Annotated in this window: 22 protein-coding genes; 12 read left to right on the forward strand and 10 right to left on the reverse strand. The window is 55.6% G+C overall.

Translation table 11 applies throughout. From position 1 onward, the window contains the following. The first annotated feature begins 92 nt into the window (after positions 1-92). From dnaJ to nhaR, 3 genes are all read left to right on the forward strand, one after another. Positions 93-1,223, forward strand: a complete 1,131-nt coding sequence (dnaJ, locus tag EBA31_RS02265) for a molecular chaperone DnaJ (protein ID WP_020825148.1) — start codon at positions 93-95, stop codon at positions 1,221-1,223. A gap of 235 nt (positions 1,224-1,458) precedes the next feature. Next, positions 1,459-2,625, forward strand: coding sequence for a Na+/H+ antiporter NhaA (nhaA, locus tag EBA31_RS02270; protein WP_122077100.1), 1,167 nt, complete (start codon positions 1,459-1,461; stop codon positions 2,623-2,625). A gap of 194 nt (positions 2,626-2,819) precedes the next feature. Beyond that, entirely contained in the window at positions 2,820-3,719 is a 900-nt protein-coding gene (gene nhaR, locus EBA31_RS02275) for a transcriptional activator NhaR (RefSeq protein WP_004950031.1), read from the forward strand. 69 nt (positions 3,720-3,788) lie between these two features. Here the strand turns inward: nhaR and rpsT are convergent, their stop codons facing one another. Continuing rightward, a complete protein-coding gene (gene rpsT, locus EBA31_RS02280; protein ID WP_012005147.1) occupies positions 3,789-4,049 on the reverse strand; it encodes a 30S ribosomal protein S20 in 261 nt (86 codons plus the stop codon). A gap of 390 nt (positions 4,050-4,439) precedes the next feature. Between rpsT and ribF the strand changes: the two genes are divergently transcribed. From ribF to ispH, 5 genes are all read left to right on the forward strand, one after another. Continuing rightward, positions 4,440-5,378, forward strand: coding sequence for a bifunctional riboflavin kinase/FAD synthetase (gene ribF / locus EBA31_RS02295; protein WP_020825150.1), 939 nt, complete (start codon positions 4,440-4,442; stop codon positions 5,376-5,378). Between the two features lie 156 nt (positions 5,379-5,534). Further along, entirely contained in the window at positions 5,535-8,351 is a 2,817-nt protein-coding gene (gene ileS, locus EBA31_RS02300; RefSeq protein WP_020825151.1) for an isoleucine--tRNA ligase, read from the forward strand. Further along, the gene (gene lspA, locus EBA31_RS02305) at positions 8,352-8,861 is read left to right on the forward strand and encodes a signal peptidase II (RefSeq protein ID WP_020825152.1); all 510 of its coding nucleotides are present in this window, start codon (positions 8,352-8,354) and stop codon (positions 8,859-8,861) included. A gap of 1 nt (position 8,862) precedes the next feature. Next, entirely contained in the window at positions 8,863-9,333 is a 471-nt protein-coding gene (gene fkpB, locus EBA31_RS02310) for an FKBP-type peptidyl-prolyl cis-trans isomerase (protein ID WP_046374547.1), read from the forward strand. Then, a complete protein-coding gene (ispH, locus tag EBA31_RS02315) occupies positions 9,314-10,267 on the forward strand; it encodes a 4-hydroxy-3-methylbut-2-enyl diphosphate reductase (RefSeq protein WP_020825154.1) in 954 nt (317 codons plus the stop codon). The genes fkpB and ispH overlap by 20 nt, the downstream gene beginning before the upstream one ends. Before the next feature lie 299 nt (positions 10,268-10,566). Here the strand turns inward: ispH and EBA31_RS02320 are convergent, their stop codons facing one another. Further along, a complete protein-coding gene (locus EBA31_RS02320) occupies positions 10,567-11,490 on the reverse strand; it encodes a LysR family transcriptional regulator (protein ID WP_115060160.1) in 924 nt (307 codons plus the stop codon). A gap of 192 nt (positions 11,491-11,682) precedes the next feature. On the opposite strand from EBA31_RS02320, the gene pvcA reads away from it, so the two are divergent. The 3 genes from pvcA to EBA31_RS02335 all read left to right on the forward strand — a co-directional run bounded on the left by pvcA (position 11,683) and on the right by EBA31_RS02335 (position 14,882). After that, a complete protein-coding gene (gene pvcA, locus EBA31_RS02325; RefSeq protein WP_122077102.1) occupies positions 11,683-12,648 on the forward strand; it encodes an L-tyrosine isonitrile synthase in 966 nt (321 codons plus the stop codon). A 90-nt stretch (positions 12,649-12,738) separates the two neighbouring features. Next, positions 12,739-13,602: a TauD/TfdA family dioxygenase gene (locus EBA31_RS02330; RefSeq protein ID WP_020825157.1), complete on the forward strand. Its 864-nt coding sequence runs from the start codon at positions 12,739-12,741 to the stop codon at positions 13,600-13,602. Between the two features lie 20 nt (positions 13,603-13,622). Then, positions 13,623-14,882: a glycosyltransferase gene (locus EBA31_RS02335; protein ID WP_122080575.1), complete on the forward strand. Its 1,260-nt coding sequence runs from the start codon at positions 13,623-13,625 to the stop codon at positions 14,880-14,882. Between the two features lie 45 nt (positions 14,883-14,927). Here EBA31_RS02335 and EBA31_RS02340 read toward each other — a convergent pair whose 3' ends face one another. From EBA31_RS02340 to EBA31_RS02375, 8 genes are all read right to left on the reverse strand, one after another. Next, entirely contained in the window at positions 14,928-15,707 is a 780-nt protein-coding gene (locus EBA31_RS02340; protein ID WP_122077105.1) for an SDR family NAD(P)-dependent oxidoreductase, read from the reverse strand. Between the two features lie 40 nt (positions 15,708-15,747). Then, positions 15,748-16,650, reverse strand: a complete 903-nt coding sequence (locus EBA31_RS02345; protein ID WP_122077108.1) for a dihydrodipicolinate synthase family protein — start codon at positions 16,648-16,650, stop codon at positions 15,748-15,750. Beyond that, positions 16,650-18,362: a dihydroxy-acid dehydratase gene (gene ilvD, locus EBA31_RS02350; RefSeq protein WP_122080576.1), complete on the reverse strand. Its 1,713-nt coding sequence runs from the start codon at positions 18,360-18,362 to the stop codon at positions 16,650-16,652. The genes EBA31_RS02345 and ilvD overlap by 1 nt, the downstream gene beginning before the upstream one ends. A gap of 2 nt (positions 18,363-18,364) precedes the next feature. Further along, positions 18,365-19,765 carry an MFS transporter gene (locus EBA31_RS02355; protein WP_122077112.1) on the reverse strand — a complete coding sequence of 467 codons (1,401 nt, stop codon included), beginning with the start codon at positions 19,763-19,765 and terminating at the stop codon, positions 18,365-18,367. Positions 19,766-19,799: 34 nt separating this feature from the next. Continuing rightward, the gene (locus EBA31_RS02360; protein WP_122077115.1) at positions 19,800-21,230 is read right to left on the reverse strand and encodes a sugar porter family MFS transporter; all 1,431 of its coding nucleotides are present in this window, start codon (positions 21,228-21,230) and stop codon (positions 19,800-19,802) included. A gap of 73 nt (positions 21,231-21,303) precedes the next feature. Then, a complete protein-coding gene (locus tag EBA31_RS02365; RefSeq protein WP_122077118.1) occupies positions 21,304-21,951 on the reverse strand; it encodes a 2-dehydro-3-deoxy-6-phosphogalactonate aldolase in 648 nt (215 codons plus the stop codon). Further along, positions 21,948-22,850, reverse strand: a complete 903-nt coding sequence (locus EBA31_RS02370) for a 2-dehydro-3-deoxygalactonokinase (protein ID WP_122077122.1) — start codon at positions 22,848-22,850, stop codon at positions 21,948-21,950. The genes EBA31_RS02365 and EBA31_RS02370 overlap by 4 nt, the downstream gene beginning before the upstream one ends. Before the next feature lie 100 nt (positions 22,851-22,950). Then, entirely contained in the window at positions 22,951-23,682 is a 732-nt protein-coding gene (locus tag EBA31_RS02375; protein ID WP_048762910.1) for a FadR/GntR family transcriptional regulator, read from the reverse strand. Between the two features lie 433 nt (positions 23,683-24,115). On the opposite strand from EBA31_RS02375, the gene dapB reads away from it, so the two are divergent. Next, the gene (gene dapB / locus EBA31_RS02380; RefSeq protein ID WP_046374542.1) at positions 24,116-24,937 is read left to right on the forward strand and encodes a 4-hydroxy-tetrahydrodipicolinate reductase; all 822 of its coding nucleotides are present in this window, start codon (positions 24,116-24,118) and stop codon (positions 24,935-24,937) included. Positions 24,938-25,382: the final 445 nt, after the last annotated feature.

Below are 25,382 nucleotides of genomic sequence, written 5' to 3' on the forward strand. Positions count from 1 at the left end.
GCACGGAACGGCTGAGAGGCCGTTACCGGAAACCAGCACGGGCGTCGAGGCAACTCTACGCCCGTGCACGCATGTTAAGGGTTACAGAAATAATGGCGAAGAAAGACTATTACGAGATTCTCGGCGTCTCCAAGACGGCGGAAGAGCGTGAGATCAAAAAGGCGTATAAACGCCTGGCGATGAAGTACCATCCTGACCGCAACCAGGATCAGGACGCCGAAGCCAGATTTAAAGAGGTCAAGGAAGCGTACGAAGTTCTGACCGACGATCAAAAGCGTGCGGCCTACGATCAATACGGCCATGCGGCGTTTGAACAAGGCGGCATGGGCGGTGGCGGTGGGTTTGGCGGCGGCGGTGCCGACTTCAGCGATATCTTTGGCGACGTATTTGGCGACATCTTCGGTGGTGGCCGCCGTCAACGCGCCAGCCGCGGTTCCGATCTGCGCTACAACATGGAGCTGTCCCTCGAGGAAGCTGTTCGTGGCGTGACCAAAGAGATCCGCATTCCGACGCTGGAAGAGTGTGGTGTTTGTCACGGCAGCGGCGCGAAGCCAGGCAGCTCGCCGGTGACCTGTCCAACCTGTCACGGTCAGGGCCAGGTGCAGATGCGCCAGGGCTTCTTTACCGTGCAGCAGGCCTGTCCGCACTGTCATGGCCGCGGTCAGATCATCAAAGACCCTTGCAACAGCTGCCATGGCCACGGCCGGGTAGAGAAAGCCAAAACGCTGTCGGTGAAAATCCCGGCCGGCGTGGATACCGGTGACCGCATCCGCTTGGCGGGTGAGGGTGAAGCAGGCGAACACGGCGCACCTGCTGGCGATCTGTACGTTCAGGTTCAGGTGAAGGCTCACCCGATCTTCGAGCGTGAAGGCAACAACCTGTACTGTGAAGTACCGATTAACTTCGCGATGGCAGCATTGGGCGGTGAGATCGAAGTGCCGACGCTGGATGGCCGCGTGAAGCTGAAAGTGCCGACAGAAACCCAGACCGGCAAACTGTTCCGCATGCGCGGCAAGGGTGTTAAATCGGTACGTGGCGGTAGCCAGGGCGACCTGCTGTGCCGTGTAGTGGTGGAAACCCCGGTTAACCTGAACGACAAGCAGAAGCAATTGCTGAAGGAACTGGAGGAGAGCCTGGGTGGCCCTTCCGGTGATAAAAACAGTCCGCGTTCGAAAAGTTTCTTCGACGGCGTGAAAAAGTTTTTTGATGACCTGACGCGTTAAGCTTCTGTCTCCGTTAGCGTTCTGCATAACCCCGGTGTCAAAACCGGGGTTTTTTATTGACGTTTATTCACCAATACCCCTATAAAAAATGTGATATATATCGTTAATTGTTCGGTTTTAACGATGTTTAAAGCATTTATAAACGTATTTTATCGAGCTAAATCGCCGTCTATACTCGTTCCATTACTTTGTCTGCGGGGCCCATGTGCTACGCACAGATCTGGAGAGACGTATTGTGACCAACATTATTCGTCAGTTTTTACGTCAGGAGGCCGCGGGCGGTATCATCCTGATAGTCGCCGCGATTATTGCATTGATCATGGCCAATACCCCGGCTCAGGGGATCTATCACGCTTTCCTCAATTTACCGGTCATGGTTAAGGTGTCTTCACTGGAGATTGCCAAGCCGCTGCTGCTGTGGATTAACGATGGCCTGATGGCGATCTTTTTCCTGGTGGTGGGGCTGGAGGTTAAGCGTGAGCTGATGCAAGGTTCATTGGCCGGGCGCGACAAGGCGGTCTTCCCGGCAATTGCCGCGCTGGGCGGCATGCTGGCACCGGCGCTGATTTACCTGATGTTCAACGGCGCGGACGAGGTGACTCGTCAGGGCTGGGCAATCCCGGCGGCGACCGATATTGCGTTTGCCCTCGGGGTGATGGCGCTGTTGGGTAACCGCGTGCCAACCAGCCTGAAGGTGTTCCTGCTGGCGCTGGCGATTATTGATGACCTGGGCGTGATCGTAATTATCGCGCTGTTCTATACCCACGAAGTCTCGATGGCGGCGCTGGGCGTGGCGGCGGCGGCTGTTGCGGTACTGGCGTTTATGAACTGGCGCGGGGTGGGGAAAACCTCACTCTATATGATTGTCGGCCTGGTGCTGTGGGTAGCTATCCTCAAATCCGGGGTGCATGCAACGCTTGCCGGGGTGATCGTCGGTTTTATGATCCCGCTGAACGTGAAGAAAGGCCCGTCGCCTTCAGAAACGTTAGAGCATGAACTGCATCCGTGGGTGGCCTTTATGATCCTGCCGCTGTTTGCTTTCGCTAACGCCGGCGTTTCATTACAGGGCGTGTCGTTGAGCGGGCTGACCTCGCTATTGCCGGTCGGGATCGCGGCGGGTCTGTTTATCGGTAAGCCGTTGGGCATCTTCACCTTTAGCCTGTTGGCAGTGAAGTTGGGGATTGCCAGGTTGCCTGAAGGAATTGGTTTCAAACAGGTGTTTGCCGTTTCTGTGCTCTGTGGTATTGGTTTCACCATGTCGATTTTCATCGCGTCACTGGCGTTTGGTGATGCGGATGTTGCACTAAGCACCTATTCGCGTCTGGGGATCCTGATTGGGTCAACTACGGCGGCGGTGGTCGGGTACGCTCTGTTGCGCATGTCGTTACCAAGGGTCAGATAACCCCTTTAGGGTATCCCCTGTTTGCGGGGACACACTACAATAGCTGGTCGGAGCTGCACAGTATAAAATATGTGCAGCTTCGGCCGTTCTGTTTGGGACGAATGCAGCAACAGGTTGTCTGAAACAGGGAAAGGACATTAGTCGCTCGTCACGGTCGAAAGTTCGCCGCGATGAAATGTTAAGGAGAGCACCTCGTGAGGATGTCGCATATCAACTTTAATCACCTTTACTACTTCTGGCAGGTCTGCAAGGAAGGTTCTGTGGTCGGCGCCGCCGAAGCGTTGTTTCTGACGCCGCAGACCATCACAGGCCAGATCAAAGCGCTGGAAGAGCGTTTGGACGGCAAGCTGTTCAAGCGGCAGGGGCGTGGGCTGGTGCCTTCTGAATTGGGGCAGCTGGTGTTCCGCTATGCCGACAAGATGTTTATGCTCAGCCAGGAAATGCTGGATATCGTCAACTATCGCAAGGAATCCAACCTGCTGTTCGACGTAGGGGTGGCGGATGCGCTGTCCAAGCGTTTGGTGAGCCAGGTGCTGGAAACGGCGGTGGTGGTGGATAATGAGCAAATTCACCTGCGTTGCTTTGAGTCGACGCATGAGATGCTGCTGGAGCAGCTCAGCCAGCATAAGCTCGATATGATCCTGTCAGACTGCCCGGTGGACTCCAGCCAGCAGGAAGGGCTGTTTTCACTCAAGCTGGGTGAGTGCGGCATCAGCTTCTTCTGTCGTCAGCCGGCGCCGGACCTGCCGTTTCCCGCCTGCCTGGAACAGCGCAAATTGTTGATCCCTGGCCGACGTTCGATGCTGGGACGTAAATTGCTTAACTGGTTTAACACCCAAGGCATTCAGGTGGAAATCTTGGGCGAGTTTGACGATGCGGCCCTGATGAAAACCTTTGGCATGTACCACAACGCGATCTTCGTTGCTCCGACGCTGTATGCGCAAGATACCTATAACGACGATGACGTGGTGGAGATTGGACGTATTGATAGCGTGCAGGAAGAGTACTACATCATCTTTGCCGAGCGCATGATCCAGCATCCGGCGGTACAGCGGGTGTGCAACAAGGACTTCTCTGCGCTGTTTGCCTACTAGACCGGGTAGCGCAGACGTAAAAAAACCGGCCTGAGCCGGTTTTTTTTCAAGCAGACAACACGATGCTTATTACAAAGCGTTGATGCGCGCCGACAGGTTTGACTTATGGCGTGCTGCTTTGTTTTTGTGGATCAGGCCTTTAGCAGCCTTGCGGTCCACGATTGGTTTCATTACAGCGTAAGCAGCTTGCGCAGCTTCTTTGTCGCCAGTGGCGATAGCAGCTTCTACTTTCTTGATGTAGGTACGCATCATTGAGCGGCCGCTAGCGTTATGCTTACGACGCTTCTCAGACTGTACGGCGCGCTTCTTAGCTGATTTGATATTAGCCAAGGTCCAACTCCCAAATATATTCTATTGAGGACAATTCGAAGGCCGAGGAATATGCCCTTTTAGCCTGCGTTTGTCAATGAATTTGTGCAAATAAGCGCCGTTTGTACGGGCGGCACTTGCTACGTTGTGATGGCGCAGGATTTTACCAGCTTCGGTCATGGGAATACAGTCTTTCGCGAGAAAATTCACCAATGATTTGCCACGGTGGTCGCAACCCATTGGCCGCAGTCGGTAATCACCCGGATGACGCCGGATAAACTGCGGTTAGGGCGTTTCACCTGCAGATTATCTCCGGTATGGTATGTCTATTACATAAAGGCACCAATCGCGGGTTAACCTTAACCGCTGTACAAGGTATAATCCGGCGATTTCCACTGTTTTGAGCCAGCTATGGAGCTAATTCGCGGCATTCACAATATCCGGGCACGCCACCATGGTTGCGTGCTCACCATCGGCAACTTTGACGGCGTACACCGCGGTCACCAAGCGTTGCTGGAGCAGCTGAAACAAGAGGGGCAACGCCTCGGGCTGCCAGTGATGGTCATGATCTTTGAGCCGCAGCCGCTGGAAATGTTTGCAGCGGACAAGGCACCGGCCCGTCTCACGCGTTTGCGTGACAAGGCTAAATACCTGGCGCAGGCGGGCGTTGATTACCTGCTGTGCGTCAAGTTTGATCCGCGTTTTGCCGCCAACACGGCACAGGCGTTCGTCGCCGACCTGCTGGTGGAAAAACTGGGCGTGAAATTCCTGATGGTCGGGGATGATTTTCGCTTTGGCGCTACCCGCCAGGGCGATTTTCCGCTATTGCAAAAAGCCGGGAAAGAATACGGCTTTGAAGTGATCAGCACGCCGACCTTCCGCGAGGGCGATCAACGCATCAGCAGCACGGCGATCCGCAATGCGCTGCGCGATGACGACCTGGCGCAGGCGGAGACGCTGCTGGGCCACCCGTACAGCATTTCTGGTCGGGTGGTGCACGGCGATGAGCTGGGTCGTACCATCGGCTTCCCGACCGCCAACCTGCCGCTGAAGCGCCTGGTTGCCCCGGTGAAAGGGGTTTATGCGGTAGAAGTTTATGGTCTGGGGCCTGAGCCGCTCCCTGGCGTAGCCAATATCGGCACGCGCCCAACCGTTGCCGGTGTGCGTCAGCAGCTGGAAGTCCACCTGCTGGATGTCACAATGGATCTTTACGGGCGCCATATAGACGTGGTGCTCCGCGCGAAATTGCGCAATGAACAGCGTTTTGCTTCGCTCGATGCCCTGAAGCAGCAAATCGCCAATGATGTGGTGACGGCCCGAAAGTTTTTCGGGTTAAAAACACTGGTTTAATCGTTTACCCTAAACAATTCGAGTGGCATCGCGGCGGCAACCGCGCGAACCCCGATGAGCTTGCACAGGCAAGTGATTCGGGTAAGAAAGGGCAGCCAACAAAGATGCAGCTTGAAGTGTGACGGGTAAATAGCCGAAAACGGAAACGAGAATCTCATGAGTGACTACAAGAATACCCTGAACTTGCCGGAAACAGGGTTCCCGATGCGCGGCGATCTGGCCAAGCGTGAACCTGGCATGCTGCAACGTTGGTATGAACAGGATCTGTACGGGATTATTCGTACTGCCAAAAAGGGCAAAAAATCCTTCATTTTGCATGACGGCCCTCCGTATGCGAACGGCAGCATTCACATTGGTCACTCGGTTAACAAGATTCTCAAAGACATTATTATCAAGTCGAAAGGGATGTCCGGCTTCGACTCGCCTTACGTTCCGGGTTGGGACTGCCATGGCCTGCCGATCGAACTGAAAGTTGAGCAACTGTACGGCAAACCGGGTGAGAAACTCACCGCCGCGGAATTCCGCGTGAAGTGCCGTGAGTACGCCGCTGAGCAGGTTGAAGGCCAGAAAAAAGACTTTATCCGTCTGGGCGTGTTGGGCGACTGGGATCACCCGTACCTGACCATGGACTTCAAAACCGAAGCCAATATCATCCGCGCGTTGGGCAAAATCATCGACAACGGCCACCTGCTGAAAGGCGCCAAGCCGGTGCACTGGTGTACCGACTGCCGCTCTTCGCTGGCGGAAGCGGAAGTGGAATATTACGACAAGACTTCGCCGTCGATCGATGTGGCTTTCCACGCGGTTGACGCGGCTGCCGTGGCGGCCAAATTTGGCGTCACCAGCTTCAACGGCCCGGTTTCTCTGGTGATCTGGACCACCACGCCGTGGACCTTGCCGGCTAACCGCGCGATCTCTTTGCACCCTGAATTTGCTTATCAACTGGTGCAGGTCGAAGGCCAATGCCTGATCCTGGCGGCTGAGCTGGTAGAAAGCGTGATGAAGCGCGCCGGTATCAGCTCATGGACCGTGCTGGGCAGCTGCAAAGGCGCCGATCTGGAGTTGATGCGCTTCGAACACCCGTTCATGGGCTTCGACGTGCCGGCGATCATGGGCGAACACGTCACGCTGGATGCCGGTACCGGTGCGGTCCATACCGCCGGTGGCCACGGTCCGGATGACTTTGTCATCAGCCAGAAATACGGTCTGGAGATTGCCAACCCGGTAGGGCCGAACGGCTGCTACCTGACCGGCACTCATCCGTTGCTGGACGGCAAGTTTGTCTTCAAGGCCAACGATCTGATCGTAGACCTGCTGCGTGAGAAAGGCGCACTGTTGCACGTTGAAAAACTGGTTCACAGCTATCCATGCTGCTGGCGCCACAAAACGCCGATCATCTTCCGTGCAACGCCACAGTGGTTCATCAGCATGGACCAGAAAGGCCTGCGTCAGCAGTCGCTGGAAGAGATCAAAGGCGTGCAGTGGATCCCGGAATGGGGCCAGGCACGTATCGAAACCATGGTGGCCAATCGCCCGGACTGGTGTATTTCGCGTCAGCGTACCTGGGGCGTGCCGATGTCGCTGTTTGTGCACAAAGACACCGAACAACTGCACCCACGTAGCGTTGAGCTGATGGAAGAAGTGGCGAAGCGCGTTGAGCAAGACGGCATTCAAGCCTGGTGGGATCTGGACGCTGCCGATATTCTCGGCGCGGATGCTGCCGACTATGTCAAAGTGCCAGACACCCTGGACGTGTGGTTCGACTCCGGTTCTACCCACTCTTCCGTGGTTGACGTACGTCCGGAATTCCAGGGCCACGGTGCCGACATGTATCTGGAAGGCTCAGATCAGCACCGCGGCTGGTTTATGTCATCGTTGATGATTTCCACCGCGATGAAGGGCAAGGCGCCATACAAAGAAGTGCTGACCCACGGTTTCACCGTTGACGGTCAGGGCCGCAAGATGTCCAAGTCCATCGGCAACACCGTCAGTCCACAAGACGTGATGAACAAGCTGGGTGGCGACATCCTGCGCCTGTGGGTGGCGTCTACCGACTACACCGGTGAAATCGCGGTGTCCGACGAGATCCTCAAGCGTTCTGCCGATTCTTATCGTCGTATCCGTAACACCGCGCGTTTCCTGTTGGCCAACCTGAACGGGTTTGAGCCAAGCACCGATTGCGTGGCCCCGGAAGACATGGTGGTACTGGATCGCTGGGCGGTGGGCCGTGCACTGGCGGCGCAGAAGGATATCGAACAGGCTTACGCCAACTATGACTTCCATGAAGTGGTGCAGCGCCTGATGCAGTTCTGCTCGGTCGAGATGGGCTCCTTCTATCTGGATATCATCAAGGATCGTCAGTACACCGCGAAGAGCGACAGCGTTGCTCGCCGCAGCTGCCAGACCGCATTGTTCCACATCGCGGAAGCGCTGGTTCGCTGGATGGCGCCGATCATGTCGTTCACCGCCGATGAAATCTGGAGCTTCCTGCCAGGCAAACGTGCGCAGTACGTGTTCACTGAAGAGTGGTACGACGGTCTCTTCGGTTTGGCCGAAGGTGAAGGCATGAACGACGCCTTCTGGGCCGAGCTGCTGAAAGTGCGCGGCGAAGTGAACAAGGTGCTGGAACAGGCACGTGCCGACAAACGCCTGGGGGGTTCTCTGGAAGCGGCGGTCACGCTGTATGCCGACACCGAACTGGCCGAACGTCTTAACAGTCTGCAGGATGAGCTGCGCTTTGTGTTGCTGACCTCGGCGGCGCGCGTTGCTCCACTGGCCGATGCGCCGGCGGATGCACAAACAGCAGAATTGGTGAAAGGTCTGAAAATTGCCTTCAGCACCGCAGAAGGTGAGAAGTGCCCGCGCTGCTGGCATTACACCACCGATATCGGCCTGGTGGCGGAGCATGCAGATCTTTGCGGCCGCTGTGTGATCAACGTAGCCGGTGACGGCGAAAAGCGTAAGTTTGCCTAAATGAGTAAACCAATCTGTTCGACCGGTCTGCGCTGGCTGTGGCTGGTGGTGGTGGTGTTGGTATTGGATTTCGCCAGCAAACAGTGGATCCTCGGTAACTTTGTGCTGGGCCAGTCCCAGCCGCTGATCCCGTCGTTCAATCTGTTTTATGCGCGCAACTACGGCGCCGCCTTCAGCTTCCTCGCCGATCACGGCGGCTGGCAGCGCTGGTTCTTTGCCGGCATCGCCGTCGCTATCGTTGCGGTGCTGTTGGTGATGATGTACCGCAGTCAGGCACAGCAAAAGCTGAACAATATTGCCTATGCTTTTATCATCGGCGGGGCGCTCGGCAACCTGTTCGATCGCCTGTGGCACGGTTTCGTGGTCGATTTCATCGACTTCTACGTAGGCGACTGGCACTACCCGACCTTCAATCTGGCGGATAGCTTTATCTGCGTGGGGGCGGCGATGATCGTGTTGGAAGGCTTCTTGTCGCCGGCGAGCAAAAGCGCAAAGAGTAAAGGTGAGTAATATGACGGCTCAGGTTAACGGTAGCAGCGCAGTGCTGGTTCACTTCACGCTGAAACTGGAAGACGGTTCGACCGCAGAATCTACCCGCAGCAGCGGCAAACCAGCGCTGTTCCGTCTGGGTGACGGCAGCCTCTCAGCACCGCTGGAAGCGGAGTTGATTGGCCTGCGTGCGGGCGACAAGTGCGCCTTTACCTTGCAGCCGGAAGCCGCATTCGGTGCAGAGAACCCGGACCTGGTCCAGTACTTCTCACGTCGCGATTTCGCGGAGACTGGGGTACCGGATGTGGGCACCATCATGCTGTTTACCGCCGTCGACGGCAGTGAAATGCCGGGCGTGGTGCGTGAAGTGGCGGAAGATTCGATTACCGTTGATTTCAACCATCCGCTGGCGGGCCATCCGGTGAGCTTCGATATTGAAGTGCTGGAGATTGATCCCGTGCAGGAGGAGACGCATGCAAATATTGCTGGCTAACCCACGTGGCTTCTGCGCCGGGGTTGATCGTGCGATCAGTATAGTAGAGCGCGCACTGGAAATTTACGGTGCGCCTATCTATGTACGCCACGAAGTGGTGCATAACCGCTATGTGGTGGACAGCCTGCGCGAGCGCGGGGCGGTGTTTATTGAGGAGATCGGTGAAGTGCCGGATGGGTCGATTCTGATCTTTTCGGCGCATGGGGTTTCCCAAGCGGTACGGGCGGAAGCCAAGGCGCGCGATCTGACCATGCTGTTTGACGCAACTTGTCCGCTGGTAACCAAAGTGCATATGGAGGTGGCGCGCGCCAGCCGTCGTGGCACTGAGGCGATCCTGATTGGCCATGCCGGCCACCCGGAGGTGGAAGGCACCATGGGCCAGTACAGCAACCCGAAGGGGGGCATGTATCTGGTTGAGTCGCCGGACGACGTGTGGAAGCTGCAGGTGAAGGATGAAAGCAACCTGTGCTTTATGACGCAAACCACGCTGTCGGTGGATGACACTTCTGACGTGATCGACGCCTTGCGCAAGCGCTTCCCGAGCATCATCGGGCCACGTAAGGACGACATCTGCTATGCCACGACCAACCGCCAGGAAGCGGTACGGAACCTGGCCGGGGATGCGGACGTGGTGTTAGTGGTGGGCTCGAAGAACTCATCCAACTCCAACCGTCTGGCTGAACTGGCTCAGCGCGTTGGCAAGCCGGCCTACCTGATCGATTCCGCCGCGGATATTCAGGAAGCCTGGCTGAAGAACGCGAGTAACATCGGCGTTACCGCCGGTGCGTCCGCCCCTGACGTGCTGGTACAGGACGTGATCGCTCGTCTGAAAGCCTTGGGCGGCCTTAACGTCCATGAAGTCAGCGGCCGTGAAGAGAATATCGTGTTTGAAGTGCCAAAAGAGCTGCGGGTCGATATCCGGCAGGTTGACTAGGCCACAGTGGTAAATAAATGAACGGGGAGCTTAGGCTCCCCGTTTTCCATTTGTGGATCGGGGGGCAATATTAGATCGAGAGGAAGGAATAGGATGTAATTCAAATTTTCTGTTATTTAAAGTCAAATTTGTTCTGACAATTTGAATCAATGAAAAATGAAGTGCTTATATAGGCAGTAATAAAGTTATTAAGACTAATATCATTAGTCTGCAATCTAAATAAAGTCTGGTGTTGGTCAGCAAAGGGCTGAGAGGTTAAATAACTAAATTAATTGTCGTTGCAGACACTGTTTATTTAATTAAGTTCGAAACTGGTTTAAAGAATTTTTCTCCTTTTGCTGCAGATGGATTTTCATATGCTCAAGCAAACGGCGAACTTTTAAAGGTTGGCTGTCCCGTCGCGGCATAATTGCATAGCAATTAATCTCTGGTAATCGCCATTCAGGCAGGATTTCCACCAAATCGCCATTGTGTAATTCACGCTCAACATTGACAAAGAAATTACGGATGATCCCTTTGCCCGCCAGCGCCAGTTCTTTCATGGCCATACCGTTATTGGTAAATAGACGCCCGGTCATTCGTAGCCGATGTTCATCGCCGTTGTGGTGGAGCAGGCGAACAAATTGCGGGTTGCCCAAGGGGGTAAAAGTCACCCATTGATGCCGGGTTAACGCTTGTGGGCTCTCGGGAATACCATGTCCCGCAAGGTAGGCTGGTGATGCACATAATACCTCACGAAAGCGCGCAAGGCGGGTAGAAACGTAACTGGAATCAGCCAATACACCGCCACGGATCGCCAGATCAATACGCTGGCCTATCAGGTCGATTTTCTCGTCGTGGATCTCCAGCCTCAGCGTGATGCGCGGGTGTTCATCAAGGAAGCTTTGCAGTGCAGGCACCAGGTAGTGAGTGGCGAACTCGGTAGAGGTCGCGACGCGCAATTCACCGCTCAGTTCGCCGCGCAGGGCGGCGATACGTTGTTGCCCCCGCTCGGCAGCATGCAGCATCAAAACGCAATCTTCATAAAAACAGAGCCCGGCTTCGGTCAGGCTCAGTGAGCGAGTAGAACGCAGAAGTAATTGAATGCCGAGCTCGTTTTCCAACAGGCGGATATGCTGGCTGACGGCAGAGGTGGTAATGCCTAATTCCTTGGCTGCCATGCTGAACGCGCCGCAATCGACAACTTTAGAAAAAATGGCCATGCGTTTTAGAATATTACTCATAGTTTGTTAAGTTCAACTTAACCAAGATTGTTAATTATACGGGCTAATAATATAGCACCATCTCTTCTATATTGCCTGAAGCAGATAAATCTCAGCAGTGAGTATTATTCCCTGGTGATGCCTCTTTTTTCGAAAAGTCTTATTGCGTTTGTGAATAAATCACCTGCGCCATAATCTGAACAGGAGTTAATTGTGGACAGTGCCCGTATTGAAAAAATATCGTTAAAGATCCTTCATGAGCTATTGCAATATCGGCGTCGTTTTCCAGGAATGGAAACATCAAACTCCGAGGAAGAGCTGCTCGTCACTCAGGTGCAATTGCCGCGCATCCGGGCATTCATTGAACAACAACGGCGGATTGAGTTTGTACTGCCGGCCTTTCCGACAAAATCACCCAATACCAATAAGGTGATCGGTGCGGTACCCGATATGGCGGAACGCTTATCGTTGATATTCCTTAATTCCCTCTGCCAGCGTATTCAGCTTTATTATCCGCCGGGTGCGCATATTGTCATCTGTTCGGATGGTCATGTCTTCGGCGATTTAATCCGCGTCAGTGACGATGCCATCAACCACTATCAGCGCGAAATTGAAACTCTGCTGCATGAGGTTGGGGCCACGCACCTGAGCGTGTTCAACCTGGGGGACGTGGAAGGGCTGGCGGAACACACCGACGACTACGACTTGCTGCGCCAGTTGCTGGTCGACGGTTATGCCGAATCGGAGTCGGCAATCAAACAACAGCTGATGGAAAGCGAGCAGGGGCTGCAACTGTACCGCGCCATTACCCGCTTCCTGTATGAAGACAGTCAACTGCCGGGCTACCGCGGCTCGAATGCCGCGCTGCAGAAAGACGCCAAGCTGCGGGCCTGCGGCGTGATCCAACGCAGCTGGGCCTGGGGTAATTTGCTGGCTCAGCATTTTCCGGCGGCGATCCGCTTGTCGATCCACCCGCAGCCTGCCGACAGTCTGAAAATAGGCATTCATATGATGCCAACCAAGGACGACTGGTTGACACCGTGGCACGGCGTCGCGGCCAACGTCAACGGACAGTTCGTACTGATGAAACGCAAAGACGCTCAGGAGTTAGAGGGCGAATTGGTGGCGATCCGCGGTACGCCAAGCCATTACCTGATTGAACAACCTCAAGCGGTGTAACGCGCCACCTTACGCCCGCTATCTTGGCGAGCGTCTTTTAACGGCACGGTTGCCGTGTGAGCAGCAAATTTGCTTCAAGGAGAGTCACCGATGGACAATCAACAATTGAACTGCCGTATTGAACTCAATAGCCCCTTTGGCGCTGTATTGACCCCTGAACGCCCGGGGCAATCCATCAGCGAGCTGCCGGTAGCGGCGCTGCGGACGCTGGCACAGCAGCATCACCTGTTGGTGCTGCGCGGCTTCGATTCCGGTTTTACCGATCCGCGGGTATTGACCCGTTATGCCGGCAATTGGGGTGAGATCATGATGTGGCCCTTCGGCGCGGTGCTGGATGTGAAAGAACATCCAGACGCCAAGGACCATATTTTCGACAGCAGCTATGTGCCGCTGCACTGGGACGGCATGTATAAACCGACCATCCCGGAATTCCAGCTGTTTCACTGTGTAGCCGCGCCCTCGCAGGATGAAGGCGGTTGCACTACCTTTGTCGATACTACGCGCCTGCTGGCCAATGCCGATGAGTCGCAGCTGGCTCAGTGGCTGACGGTGTCTATCTCATACCGTATCAAGCAGGTGGTGCACTACGGTGGTGAGGTGTGTTCGCCGCTGGTGGTGACGCACCCGAGCGGTAGTGGGCTGATCATGCGCTACAACGAACCGCCGACAGAAGGGAAGAAATTCCTCAACCAGCATGCGCTGGAATATCACGGGGTGCCGGAAGATCAGCAGGAAGCGTTCCATCAGACTCTGCAGCAGCATCTCTACGATCCGCGCCACTATTACGCCCACCAGTGGCAGCAGGGTGATGTGGTGATCGCAGATAACTTCTCGCTGCTGCACGGGCGTGAAGGCTTTACCGCCCGCTCGGCCCGCCATTTACAACGGGTTCATATACAGAGCAACCCGGTGTGCGCCAATCTGGCGCTGAAACCGGCCAACGCAGAGGCTTAAGAGTTATGGCACGTATTCTGATGACCGCCGTGGCAACGCCCGGTCACGTTTACCCGATGCTGGGCATTGCCCGGCACCTGATTGCGCAAGGGCACCAGGTTCGGGTGATGACCGGCGCGTTGTTCCGTGAACGTGCGGAGGCGATAGGGGCGAAGTTTGTTGCCTTCGATCCCAAGGTCGATTTCGACTATCGCTATCTCGAGGAACACTTTCCTGAACGCGCTGCACTGCCGCCGGGCAATGTGCAGATGGCGCTGGCGTTGAAAGACTTTTTCGCCGCTCCAATCCCGTTGCTGAATCAACAGTTGCGTACGGTGATCGCCGCCGAGGCTACCGATCTGCTGATGGTGGAAAACTGTTTCTACGGGGTATTGCCGCTGCTGCAGGCGGAAGAACGCCCTCCGGTTATCGGTATCGGCGTAACGCCGCTGTCATTCTCGTCTGAAGATTCCATCTTCTACGGGCCGCGCATTCCTCCGGCGCTGTTACCGCGGGAGCTACGTCGCGAACAGCTGGTGGATGACGCCACGCGTGCCTTGATTGATGAGGTGCAGCAGAGTTTTGACGCCGCGATGACGCAATCCGGTGGCAGGCCGCTGCACCAACCCTTTAGCGATGCCTTGCTCGGCGGTTGCGATCGTTTCTTGCAACTGGCGACCCCTGCGCTGGAATATCGGCGTGACGATTTGCCCGCCGGCGTGCGATTTATTGGCCCGTTGCGCAGCGCACCGATGCAACAGTCGAGCGAAGCCCTCTGGGATGAGACGGACCAACGGCCGCTGGTGATTGTCAGCCAGGGCACGTTGGCGAATGTCGATCTGCATCAGTTGATAGTTCCGACGCTGAAGGCGCTGGCACAGTTACCGGTACGGGTGCTGGCGACCACCGGGGGGCGTTCGGTCGACGGGCTGTTGGATCGGTTGCCGGACAATGCCAGAGTGCGAGAGTTTATCTCTTTCGAACGCTGGTTGCCGCAGGCCGCAGTGCTGATCACCAACGGCGGTTACGGTTCGATCAACTACGCGTTAGATCAGGGCGTGCCGTTGATTATTGCCGGTACCGGCGAGGACAAGCTCGAGGCGGCTGCTCGGGTGGTGGCAGCTGGCTGCGGCATTAATCTGCACACCAGCAATCCGGACGAATCGCAGCTGCGTCATGCCGTGCAGCAGATCCTGACGCAACCGACCTACCGACAGCACGCGGCATGGGTTCAGGCCGATTACGCCTGCCATGATGCGCTGGCGACTATTGCCGAAGAGGTGGCGGCGTTAACCGCTTGAGTCGCTTTTATCACGGGGGCTTCGGCCCCCTCTTTGTGTCTTCCGCTAACGGTCGTCGTCTTGCATAATGGCACTGCGTCCCCCATCCATCACAATTGTGGTGCCGGCGATAAATCCCGCACCATCGCTGGCAAGAAACAGGCATAAATCACCGACTTCCTCGGGGCGGCCAAGGCGACCGACCGGATGTTTCTTAACGGTTTTCTCTCGCGCCAGTTTGGCGTCAGTATGGGCGTCGAACCAGGCCTGATTGCCTTCGGTATCAATAAAGCCAGGGGCAATACCCAGCGTGCGGATCGTCGGACCCCACTCAATAGCCAGGCTTTGCACCAATGACAGCAGCGCCCGTTTGCTGATGTTGTAGGGCGCACAGCCAGGCATCGTGGAGAAGGCATGGTTGGAGGTGATCACCAGGATCACGCCATGGCTTTTGGTCAATGCCGGGCGGGCGCATTTCGCCAGATACCAGTGCGAGCGCAGGTTGAGATCGAAATTGTGGGTCCAGTCTTCTTCTTCGCAATCAATGCCTTTGAAGACGTTTTTCCCAGCGTTGGAAACCACGATGTCGATGCGTCCGCATTGTTGTTCAGCATTCGCGACAAAGCGTTTAATGTCGGCGGTCTGGGTGACGTCGACCGAAGAATAGAAAAAATGCTGTGGGTAATCGGCTAATAATTGTCGGGCCTGCGGCGCATTTTCCAGGCTGGGATAGGCGCAACCCATCACGGTATCGCCGTTAGCGAGAAAGGTTTTGGCGATAGCCAGCCCTATGCCCTGACTGGCGCCAGTGACGATGGCTACACGCCCGGATTGGTGGCGTAGCATATAGACCTCCGAAAGGGCCGCGATCAAGCGGCCGTCTTGGCTACAGAGAAAACTGGCTTAAAAACTGCGCGATCATAAGGTGATCATCAGCGGTCAGTTGCCAACCAGGGTGGCGACAGTAATCGGTAGCGATGATATTGCGTCGTTGCAGGATGGTCTTTTCGATCTGAATGATGTATTCGCAGTGGCTCATCCAGCGTTGGATGTAAGGCAACAATGCCTGATGCAGCCTATTCGCTTGTTCCACTTCACCGGCCTGCCAATGGCGATAAATACGCAGGTAAATCTCGCTGAACGAGCAACCCGGCATCACGCCTTTGCCGCCCGCCGCCAACATCTGCAACATATAAAGCCCGGCATAGCCGTTCAGAACGTTGGCCAGGGGAGCCAGTTGCAGAAATTCTTTGGTGTATTCCACCGGCGGATTACATTCAATTTTGAACACCGCATGGGGATAGCGGGCTGCCACGTCGGCCAATTGTTGCGGGGTGATCGGCAAACCGGTTTCACTCGGCGCGTATTGCACCATTACCGGGATGTCTACGGCCTCCAGAACGGCGAAAATGTGCTGCTGGATCGCCTGTGGGCTGGGTTGAAGGAAAAAGGGGGGCAGCAGCATCAAAGCGTCGGCGCCCAGAGCTTGATAATGACGAGCGCGTTTGACGGCGACTTCGCTGCTGTGATCGGTGACCGAGATAGCGCGAAACAGCGGGGCTCCTGCCAGTTCGCTGATAAATATCTCCGCCAGGCGTTCACGCTCAGGCTCCTCGAGCTTCGGGAATTCGCTGGCGATGCCAAACAGCGTCATTCCCTGAACGCCGGTTGCTGCCAGATGCTCCAGCAACTGGGTAAAACTCAGCGGGTCGATTTCGCCATTGGCCTTGAACGGCATGGCGACGATAGGGTTGACCCCTTCAATGTCGATAGCTTGGTAACGGCCCATTATTCCTCCTCCCGATCGGCCAGTACGGCACCCTGCGCAGCAGGTAAAGCCCAGCGACGATATAAACGCAGGAAGCCGCGCGGCACTTCTTTGTCCACGGGTTGCCAGTTTTGGCGCCGCTGCGCCAACATCGTCTCGTCAACGTGCAGCGTAAGAGTACGCGCGGGAATATCGATGGATATTTCGTCACCGTCTTGCACCAATGCCAGCTCGCCGCCGTCCACCGCTTCAGGCGAGATATGGCCGACAAACAGCCCGCGGTTGGAGCCGGAGAAACGGCCGTCGGTGATCAGAGCGCAACTGTCAGCCAGGCCCATGCCTTCCAGCGATTTCATCGGCTTATACATTTCCGGCATTCCGGGGCCACCTTTAGGCCCTTCATAGCGCAAGACCAGGGCGCTACCCGGCTTAATCTGGCCGGACATAATCGCCTCGACGGACTCCTGCTCGCTGTTGAACACCACGGCGGGCCCCCGGAAGCGCATCAAATTTTCCGGCACGGCCGCAGGTTTCACCACGCAGCCTAACGGTGACAAATTACCGTGCAGCACGGCAACGCCAGCTTCATTCCGCACCGGAATGGACAGGGTATGGATGACTTCCGGGCGGCGGCTTGGCCGGGTTTCCGCCAGCAGTTCAGCTTTGGTTTTGCCGGTGACGGTTAACGCATTGAGATCGAGCAGTTTGGCAATCTCAAGCTCTACTGCCGGTACGCCACCCGCTTCCCAAAAATCAATCATGTCATGTTCACTGGCCGGGTAGAGCGAGGCAACCAGCGGTACCTGGTGGCTCAACTCATCGAAGACGGACAGCGGCAGGTGGCCCAGTTCCGCTTCGTAATGAATGGCTTGCAGATGCAGGATGGCATTGGTGGAGCCGCCGGTGGCCAGCAGGTAGATCACCGCATTGCGGATCGACTCGGCGGTGATAATTTGGCGGGCATTGACGCCATTCAATACCAGTTCCACCGCGGTGCGCCCGGTTTCGATAGCGCACTCGCGGCGTTCGGCCGAAACCGCCGGCAGCGTGCTGCTGCCCGGCAGGCTCATACCCAGTACTTCACCGATGCAGCACATGGTGTTGGCGGTGCCGTACATAGTGCAGGAGCCCGGGCCGGGTTCGGCGATATTTTCGATATGGGCAAATTCCGCCTCATCGATTTCGCCACGCATCTTCCAACCGATGGCCTCGGTGACGATGTTGCCGTCCCAGTGTTTACCTTTATATTCAGCCGGGTACATCGGCCCGCCGTTAACCATGATGGCCGGAATATCCAGCCGTGCCGCCGCCATCAGCATGGCGGGGACAATTTTGTCGCAGGAGCCAAGCAACACCATGCCGTCGAAACGATGGGCACGCATCATCACTTCGATGGAGGCGGTGATCACTTCACGAGCGGCCAGAATGTAGCGCATGCCGAGATGCCCTTCGGCGATACCGTCACAGGGAGCGATAGTGCCGAACACCATGCCGACCCCGCCGGCTGCTTCAATGCCCTGCAATACCTTGGCCGTCAGCTCATTCAGATTGGCGTGGCCGGCCGTCGCGTTGGTATAGCTGTTGACCACGGCGATCACCGGACGGCGCAGTTGTTCGTCGCTGTGCCCCATGGATTTGTATAGCGCACGCTTCAGAGCGCCGTCATCGCCCTCCAGAATAGGGTTGAAATGCGAGCCGCAACCGCTGCTGCCACAGGTTCCACATCCGCTCATCATTAAAATCTCTCAGTGATATTTAAAGGATCCTCAGCGTCAGGCTGAGCAACATCTTGGTCATGCATGCCATGGGTTTTGCCGGGGGAGACCAGCTTGGCAGGCAGCATGAAAATCAACGGCGCACAGAGCAGCAGGAAGCCCGCCAGAATGTACAGGCCGCTGTCGGTCTGGCCGGTTTGATCTTTCAGCCAGCCGAGAACCGTGGGGCCGAAGAAACCCGCGAGGTTGCCGACAGAATTCACCAGAGCAATACCGGCAGCGGCGGCGGTGCCGGAAAGCAGGGTGCCGGGCAGGCTGATGTAGGTAGGGATCAGCGCCAGGGTGCCGGACATCGCTACGCAGATCCACGTCATCATCCAGAAGGTGGAGCCGCTGCAGTAAGCGCTCAACGTCAGGCCGATACAGCCAATCACTGCCGGAATGGCAATATGCCAGCGACGTTCCTGTTTCAGATCGGAATGGCGGCTGTTCCATATCATAAATGCCGCGCCAAACACGTAGGGTAGGGCTGCCAGCAGGCCGATTTGGAGATCGTCGCTGATACCCGAAGTCTTGATGATGGAAGGCAGCCAGAAGCTGACGCCGTAATAACCGACGTTGAAACTGAAGAAAATCAGCGCCAGCAACCAGACATAGCGGTTAGCCAGCATCTCTTTCAGGCTGTGGGACGCTTTGCCGTTCGCCGCCCGATCCCGGTTGGCACGATCCTTGGCCAGATCGGTTTGCACGATCTGTTTTTCTTCGACGGTGAGCCATTTGGCTTCGTCCACGTTGTTATCCAGGTAACGCAGTACCACAAAGGCCAGTACGAAAGAGGGAATGGCCTCGACCAGGAACAGCCACTGCCAGTTGTGTAAACCGCCGACATTTTCGAACAGTTTGAGGATCAAACCTGAAAGCGGGCTGCCGATAATCACCGACAGTGGTGTAACCAGAATGAACAGCCCCAGCGTGCGGGCGGAACGCCATGAAGGGAACCACAGCGTTAAATAGAACACGATGCCGGGGAAAAAGCCGGCTTCGGCCACGCCAAGCAGGAAACGCAATACATAGAAGGTGGTTGGCGTGGTGACAAACATCATGGCCGCGGACAGGATCGCCCAGGTAGCCATGATGCGGGCAATCCAAAAACGCGGCCCGAAGCGTTGCATCAGCAGGTTGCTTGGCAGCTCAAAAATAAAATAGCCGATGAAGAAAATGCCGGCACCGAGACCATAGACGGTATCGCTGAAGCTCAGGGCGTCTTGCATATGCAGCTTGGCGAACCCGACGTTAACGCGGTCCAGATAGGCGAAGAAATAGCACAAAATCAGGAAAGGGATCAGGCGGCGGGTAATTTTTCCGTACACCCGCGTTTCAGCGGCCTGTTCCGTCGTTGGATTTTCCGTGGTCAGCTTCATGATGGTTTCCTCTGATTTATTTTTATTAGCCGGGTTATGCCGGCGTATTCAAGGAATGGTCGGTAGTCTTGGGCTGGGGTGGCCTGCCTATATGGCGCAGGGAGGCACCCTGCATCAGATTTTTTTCGATGCATTCAAGGGAGATATTTTTGGTTTCCGGTACGAAACATAACGTCAGTACGATGCATAGCAGATTGAGTAGCGCGTAAAGCCAGAAAGTCCCGGCGCTGCCGAGGTTGTCGATCAGCGTCAGGAAGGTGGCACCAATAATCATGTTGGCAATCCAGTTGGCCATGGTGGAGCAGGTGACGCCAAAGTCTCGTCCGGCCAGCGGTTGGATTTCGGAGCACAGTACCCAAATCAATGGGCCGGCACTCATGGCGAAACCTATGATAAAGATCAGCAGCACCGTCACTGCGGCGTATTGTTCCGTGGGATTGCCGATGCCGATATAAAACATATAACCGAGCGTCGCCATGCAGATTGCCATCAGGCTGAAGCCGAGTTTGAGGATCGGTTTACGACCCCAGTGATCGACCAGCGCGATCGCGATAAAGGTGGCCAGAACATTGGTCAGGCCTGCTATCACGGTGCACCACATTTGCTCGCGGGTGGTGGCGAAACCGGCGATTTCAAAAATCTTGGGGGCGTAATACATGATGATCGTCATGCCGGTGAACTGCTGCATAAATTGCAGCAGAACGCCCAGGTAGGTGGAGCGGCGGAAGTGCGCATTGTGGCGAAACAGCTGCCAGCCTCGTTGCTTCATTTGCAGGCTTTCACGGATTTGGTTGAGTTCGTCGCGAGCCTCGGCATCCGAATTGCGTAACAGTTGCAAGACCTTGCCGGCCAATTCACCGCGCCCCTTCATCGCCAACCAGCGTGGGCTTTCCGGCAGTGTCAGTACGCCGATAAATAGCACCAGCGCCGGGAAGGTGATGATGCCCAGCATCCAGCGCCAGTGTCCGCCAGCACTGAATGCGGTATCAGACAGGAAGGCGGCCAAAATTCCGATGGTAATCATCAACTGATAGAGAGAAATCATGCTGCCGCGAATGCGCTCTGGAGCGATTTCCGACAGATACAGCGGCGCAGTGAACGAGGCTATGCCCACGGCTAATCCCAGGATAAAGCGGGAAATCACCAGCACTTCTAGATTTTGGGCCACGGCGCAGCCGATCGAGCCGACGACGAACAAAACCGCACCTAACAACAAGCTTTTTTTACGGCCCAAATGGGAGGACATAGGCCCGCTGCTCAGGGCCCCCAGCGCGGCGCCGAACATCATGATGCTGACGACGATTTCCTGCTGTTGGCTCGAGAGGCTAAATTCGTTTGCCAGGAACGGCAACGCACCGGCGATCACCCCCATATCCAGGCCGAACAGCAAACCGGCTAACGCGGCAAGAAAGCAAACCTGTAGGGTTTGGCGGTTTGTTTTTGCGGGAATAGATGATTTATTCATAACAACACCTTTTAATTCAATGCGTTATATTTATTTTTATACAAGCATCGGCAACGTCGCAGTGGGCAAATAGCTATTCCACGCAATGTTGCCAGGCGGCCTGATAGGCCAGCGCGCGTTGACGTAATGCCGCCAGGCTGATGCCGGGTTGATAGAGTCCGCCTCCCAGCCCAAACCCGTTGCTGCCCGCCTGGATATAGGCGCGCATCTGCAGGGGATCCGGTTGGATCCCCCCTACCGGCAAGCAAACCAGCCTTTGGGGAAGTACGACACGCAGCGCCTTGGTTACCGCTGGGGTAATACTTTCTGCCGGGAACAGCTTCAATCCGCTGGCTCCGGCGGCAAGGGCGCAGAAGGCTTCGGAAGGGGTGGCCACGGCGGGCATGCTGATCAGATTCAAATAACGGGAATGGCCGATCACCGCGGCGTCGGTATTGGGAGAAATAATCAGTTGTCCCCCGGCTTTGGCCACCTCTTCAACCTGCTGGACGTTCAGGACGGTGCCGGCGCCGACAAAACCCCTGTCGCCGACGGTTTTCCTGATCACGCGGATAGAGTCGTACGGGGTGGGGCTATTAAGCGGTACCTCCAGAAAGCGGAAGCCGCAGTCCAGCAGAATTTCGGCGACGGGCTCAGCCTCCTCAGGCGTGATGCCACGCAAAATAGCGACCAGGGGGAGCGGCTGTTGCTGCCACTGTTGGAGGAAGATCTCTGGGCTCATTGGGCGGTTCCTTGTAGTAGGGGATACAGTTGACTTAATCCGTTGATAAAGCAGCTATCGCCATCCGTGGCGCGCAATGACAGGCCCAAGGGTTCCGCCGCCATTTGGTAGCGCGCAACCAGCGGGGGGCTGGCGACAACCCAGATGGGCTGGTGCGCGGGCAGCGCCTGAAGCTCATTACCGATCAACAAACCGGAAAGGTAGCTGTGTATATTTGCCGCGGCGATTTCACCGCTGAGGCGGCGGGTACGTGCCGAGAAAATCAGGTGGCTGAGGGGGGCACCGCTGCGTGCCGTATCGGCCCCGAGGATGAACGCCTGCGCGTCCTCCTGTTGTTCCGGCAGGGCGTTGCCCATAATGGAGTGCCGGCAGAGCAACGAGAACAGTTCGCCGGTCATAAAGGTTGAGAAGTGGCCGATTTCTCCCTGATTCAACTGAACATGCTTGCTGTGGGTTCCGGGTAAAATTGCCAGGCATTGCGCCGCTGGATGTCGTCTGGCCAAACCGAGCAGCTGCACTTCTTCTCCTCGCATCACTTCAGGCTGCTGAGCGAGCCCCAGCCCCTGAACGCCGGGAATGATCCACGCTGGGCTACCCCAGTCAGTGGTGAATTTCATGGCCCCGGCCGCCAAACTTTTCAGGCCGCACGGCTGGGTTATGTAGGCAACCTCATGCCACCCCTGTTGTGATCCCACCATGCCTGCCATGACCACCGGCAAAGCGCCATGTTCGACTAACCAGGGCTGTAATAAGGTATGCAGGGTGTCGGCAAACCGGTTTTTTTCCACGGCCAGCAACCCGCAGGGATGGCTGAGGTTACTTAGGCATTGCTCCCCACACATTAAAAAAGCGCGGAAGTTAGTGGTGCCCCAATCGATACCAATCCAGTTGTTATTCATTCAAGTAATACAAACCATTCAGTCTTGTCCTACAAGAATGCTAGAGCGAAAATTGCTCAGGATCTGTGAGGGCGATCGAAATTACAGCAAAGAGGGATTTTTAGAGGATGTGGGCGAACATTTCCGGTTGCTGCTGCCAGTGATTCTTTTTGGCCGCATTGAGCAGAATGACACGCATGCGCTGGCGTGCGGTTTCTACCTGTTTGAAGCGAATGGCCTCCAGCAATTGTTGGTGCTCTTCAACCGCATTTTTGGTCAGCCGGATATCTTCTTCCAGCGTTTGCTGGAAAGAGAGCGCCATGGCCGCGGAAAGTGCGCTGCCCAATGAATGCAAAAAAGGATTGTGGCTGGCGCCCAGCAAGGCAAGGTGAAATGCCATATCGCCCTGCTCGAAGAGTTGGCGACTGGCCTGCTGTTGCCCTTGTGACATGAGTTTGCAAGCATCTTCCAGCGCGGCCAGGTCATGACCGGTGGCGTTAACGGCCGCTAATGCCGCGATATTCGGTTCAAAGATCAGACGGGTAACCATCAATTGTTCGACCAGTTGTTGGTCGAGACTGCCTTCCGCCAACCAGCTCAGTACGTCAGGATCCAAAAAGCTCCATTGCTCGCGGGCATTGACGGTACTGCGCTTCTTGGCCTGAATGGAGACCAACCCCTTCGCCGCCAGCACCTGCAACGCGTTACGTACCGAAGTGCGTGAAACCGAATACTGCAAGGCCAATTCATTCTCCCCCGGCAGCGACAGCCCAGGCGGCAGATCGCCACTGATGATGCGGCGGGCCAAATCTTGCGTCAGGGTTTCCGATATGGTGGTTTGCGCGGTTTTCATCCGTGGTTCTCAGGTAATTAAAGCGGCAGTTGCGCCCTATACTAAGCTAAGCGGCGTGCGGGTGGTACCTGTGCCGGTTTGAATGAAGAAAACGAGCGTTTTTTCATGCAAATTTCACCGGTTCAAATTGCATGTTTATGTACAATCGTCAAGGGGCGTTGATCGGCCTGATTGTTAACCCATTGACAGCATTACTGATGAAAAGTGGGGGATATCATAATTTTCTAATTATGAAATGAATCCTCTGGCGATGATAGGGCGAGGCAGTTACCCTGAACCGATATACCCGTCATACTTGAAGCTGTATCTGTGTTGACTGCGCTCACTTACCCGAATCACTTACTGAAGTAAGCTCATTGGGATAAGCTCGCTTGCCGCCTTGATACAGCTCCAATTATTTAGGGTAATGAAATCAATCAACAAGAGAGCAAGTATGACTGATTCACCCATCCGCATTGCGATTGCGGGTTCCGGCGGCCGTATGGGCCGCCAATTGATCCAGGCGGTACATCAGGCGCAGGGCGTGGTTTTGGGGGCGGCAGTATCGCGCCCAGGTTCAAGCCTGATTGGGACCGACGCCGGTGAACTGGCGGGCATTGGTGCGCTGGGCATAACCGTCAGCGACAGCCTGGAAAAAGTGGCCGACGATTTCGATATCCTGATCGACTTCACCCGTCCGGAAAGCACCCTGGCGTACCTGGCTTTCTGCGTTGAGCACAAAAAAGCCGTGGTGATTGGCACCACCGGTTTCGATGATGCGGGTAAGGAAGCCATCCGCGCCGCAGCTGGGCAGATTGGCATCGTCTTCGCCGCCAACTTCAGCGTGGGCGTGAATCTGGTGTTAAAACTGCTGGAAAAAGCCGCGCAGGTGATGGGCGACTATACCGATATTGAGATTGTTGAAGCGCATCATCGTCATAAGGTAGACGCTCCTTCGGGGACGGCTTTGGCGATGGGCGAGGCGATTGCCGGCGCGCTGGGGCGCGATCTGAAAGAGTGCGCGGTGTATGCGCGTGAAGGTTATACCGGTGAACGCGATCCGAAGAGCATTGGCTTTGCCACTATTCGCGCTGGCGATATCGTCGGTGAGCACACCGCCATGTTCGCCGACATCGGTGAGCGGGTAGAAATCACCCATAAGGCCTCCAGCCGCATGACTTTTGCCAGTGGTGCGGTTAAGGCTGCAGCATGGCTTGAAGGTCATGATAAAGGCCTGTTTGATATGCGTGATGTGCTCGGTTTAGACCAGTTATAATTGATTTGTATGCCATCGTGATGTGGCTGTATTAATCATAATTCTATGATTAACGGACAATAATTTTATTGTCCTTTTTTTTAACATGATAAATATGTGTTTGATGTTGTTTTTATTGGTTAATTGCTATTTTTGGTGGTTAACTTTTAATTTATGATGCTTTTTCCCCTTCCAACGTATCTCTTGCCTGGAAAAGTGCCCTGGGAATTGTGATTTTCTGTCTTTAGAGCTCGCAACCGTTTACTCACCCGAGTTTAGACGTGTTTTTATGGCTACTGACCCCATTAAACGCCGAGAAGTGCAAAAATAAGAGAAAAAATGGCGCTTTGGGTAGACAAGCGGAGCACTCATCATTAAAATGCGCCCAATTTGCCAAAAATTGACCTTGAGGGCGGTTTTTGCATTGATTTAGATCGTGATATCTGAATTAATATGCAAATATTGT

The sequence above is a fragment of the Serratia sp. P2ACOL2 genome (genome assembly GCF_003691565.1).
GTDB classification, from domain to species: Bacteria; Pseudomonadota; Gammaproteobacteria; order Enterobacterales; family Enterobacteriaceae; genus Serratia; species Serratia liquefaciens.

Excerpts from the sequence above, each read along its gene's own strand:
- dnaJ (WP_020825148.1), top strand. The coding sequence starts at position 93 with ATGGCGAAGAAAGACTATTACGAGATTCTCGGCGTCTCCAAGACGGCG.
- ribF (WP_020825150.1), top strand. The coding sequence starts at position 4,440 with ATGGAGCTAATTCGCGGCATTCACAATATCCGGGCACGCCACCATGGT.
- ileS (WP_020825151.1), top strand. The coding sequence starts at position 5,535 with ATGAGTGACTACAAGAATACCCTGAACTTGCCGGAAACAGGGTTCCCG.
- lspA (WP_020825152.1), top strand. The coding sequence starts at position 8,352 with ATGAGTAAACCAATCTGTTCGACCGGTCTGCGCTGGCTGTGGCTGGTG.
- fkpB (WP_046374547.1), top strand. The coding sequence starts at position 8,863 with ATGACGGCTCAGGTTAACGGTAGCAGCGCAGTGCTGGTTCACTTCACG.
- ispH (WP_020825154.1), top strand. The coding sequence starts at position 9,314 with ATGCAAATATTGCTGGCTAACCCACGTGGCTTCTGCGCCGGGGTTGAT.
- EBA31_RS02320 (WP_115060160.1), bottom strand. The coding sequence starts at position 11,490 with ATGAGTAATATTCTAAAACGCATGGCCATTTTTTCTAAAGTTGTCGAT.
- EBA31_RS02330 (WP_020825157.1), top strand. The coding sequence starts at position 12,739 with ATGGACAATCAACAATTGAACTGCCGTATTGAACTCAATAGCCCCTTT.
- EBA31_RS02335 (WP_122080575.1), top strand. The coding sequence starts at position 13,623 with ATGACCGCCGTGGCAACGCCCGGTCACGTTTACCCGATGCTGGGCATT.
- EBA31_RS02340 (WP_122077105.1), bottom strand. The coding sequence starts at position 15,707 with ATGCTACGCCACCAATCCGGGCGTGTAGCCATCGTCACTGGCGCCAGT.
- EBA31_RS02345 (WP_122077108.1), bottom strand. The coding sequence starts at position 16,650 with ATGGGCCGTTACCAAGCTATCGACATTGAAGGGGTCAACCCTATCGTC.
- ilvD (WP_122080576.1), bottom strand. The coding sequence starts at position 18,362 with ATGAGCGGATGTGGAACCTGTGGCAGCAGCGGTTGCGGCTCGCATTTC.
- EBA31_RS02355 (WP_122077112.1), bottom strand. The coding sequence starts at position 19,765 with ATGAAGCTGACCACGGAAAATCCAACGACGGAACAGGCCGCTGAAACG.
- EBA31_RS02360 (WP_122077115.1), bottom strand. The coding sequence starts at position 21,230 with ATGAATAAATCATCTATTCCCGCAAAAACAAACCGCCAAACCCTACAG.
- EBA31_RS02365 (WP_122077118.1), bottom strand. The coding sequence starts at position 21,951 with ATGAGCCCAGAGATCTTCCTCCAACAGTGGCAGCAACAGCCGCTCCCC.
- EBA31_RS02370 (WP_122077122.1), bottom strand. The coding sequence starts at position 22,850 with ATGAATAACAACTGGATTGGTATCGATTGGGGCACCACTAACTTCCGC.
- EBA31_RS02375 (WP_048762910.1), bottom strand. The coding sequence starts at position 23,682 with ATGAAAACCGCGCAAACCACCATATCGGAAACCCTGACGCAAGATTTG.
- dapB (WP_046374542.1), top strand. The coding sequence starts at position 24,116 with ATGACTGATTCACCCATCCGCATTGCGATTGCGGGTTCCGGCGGCCGT.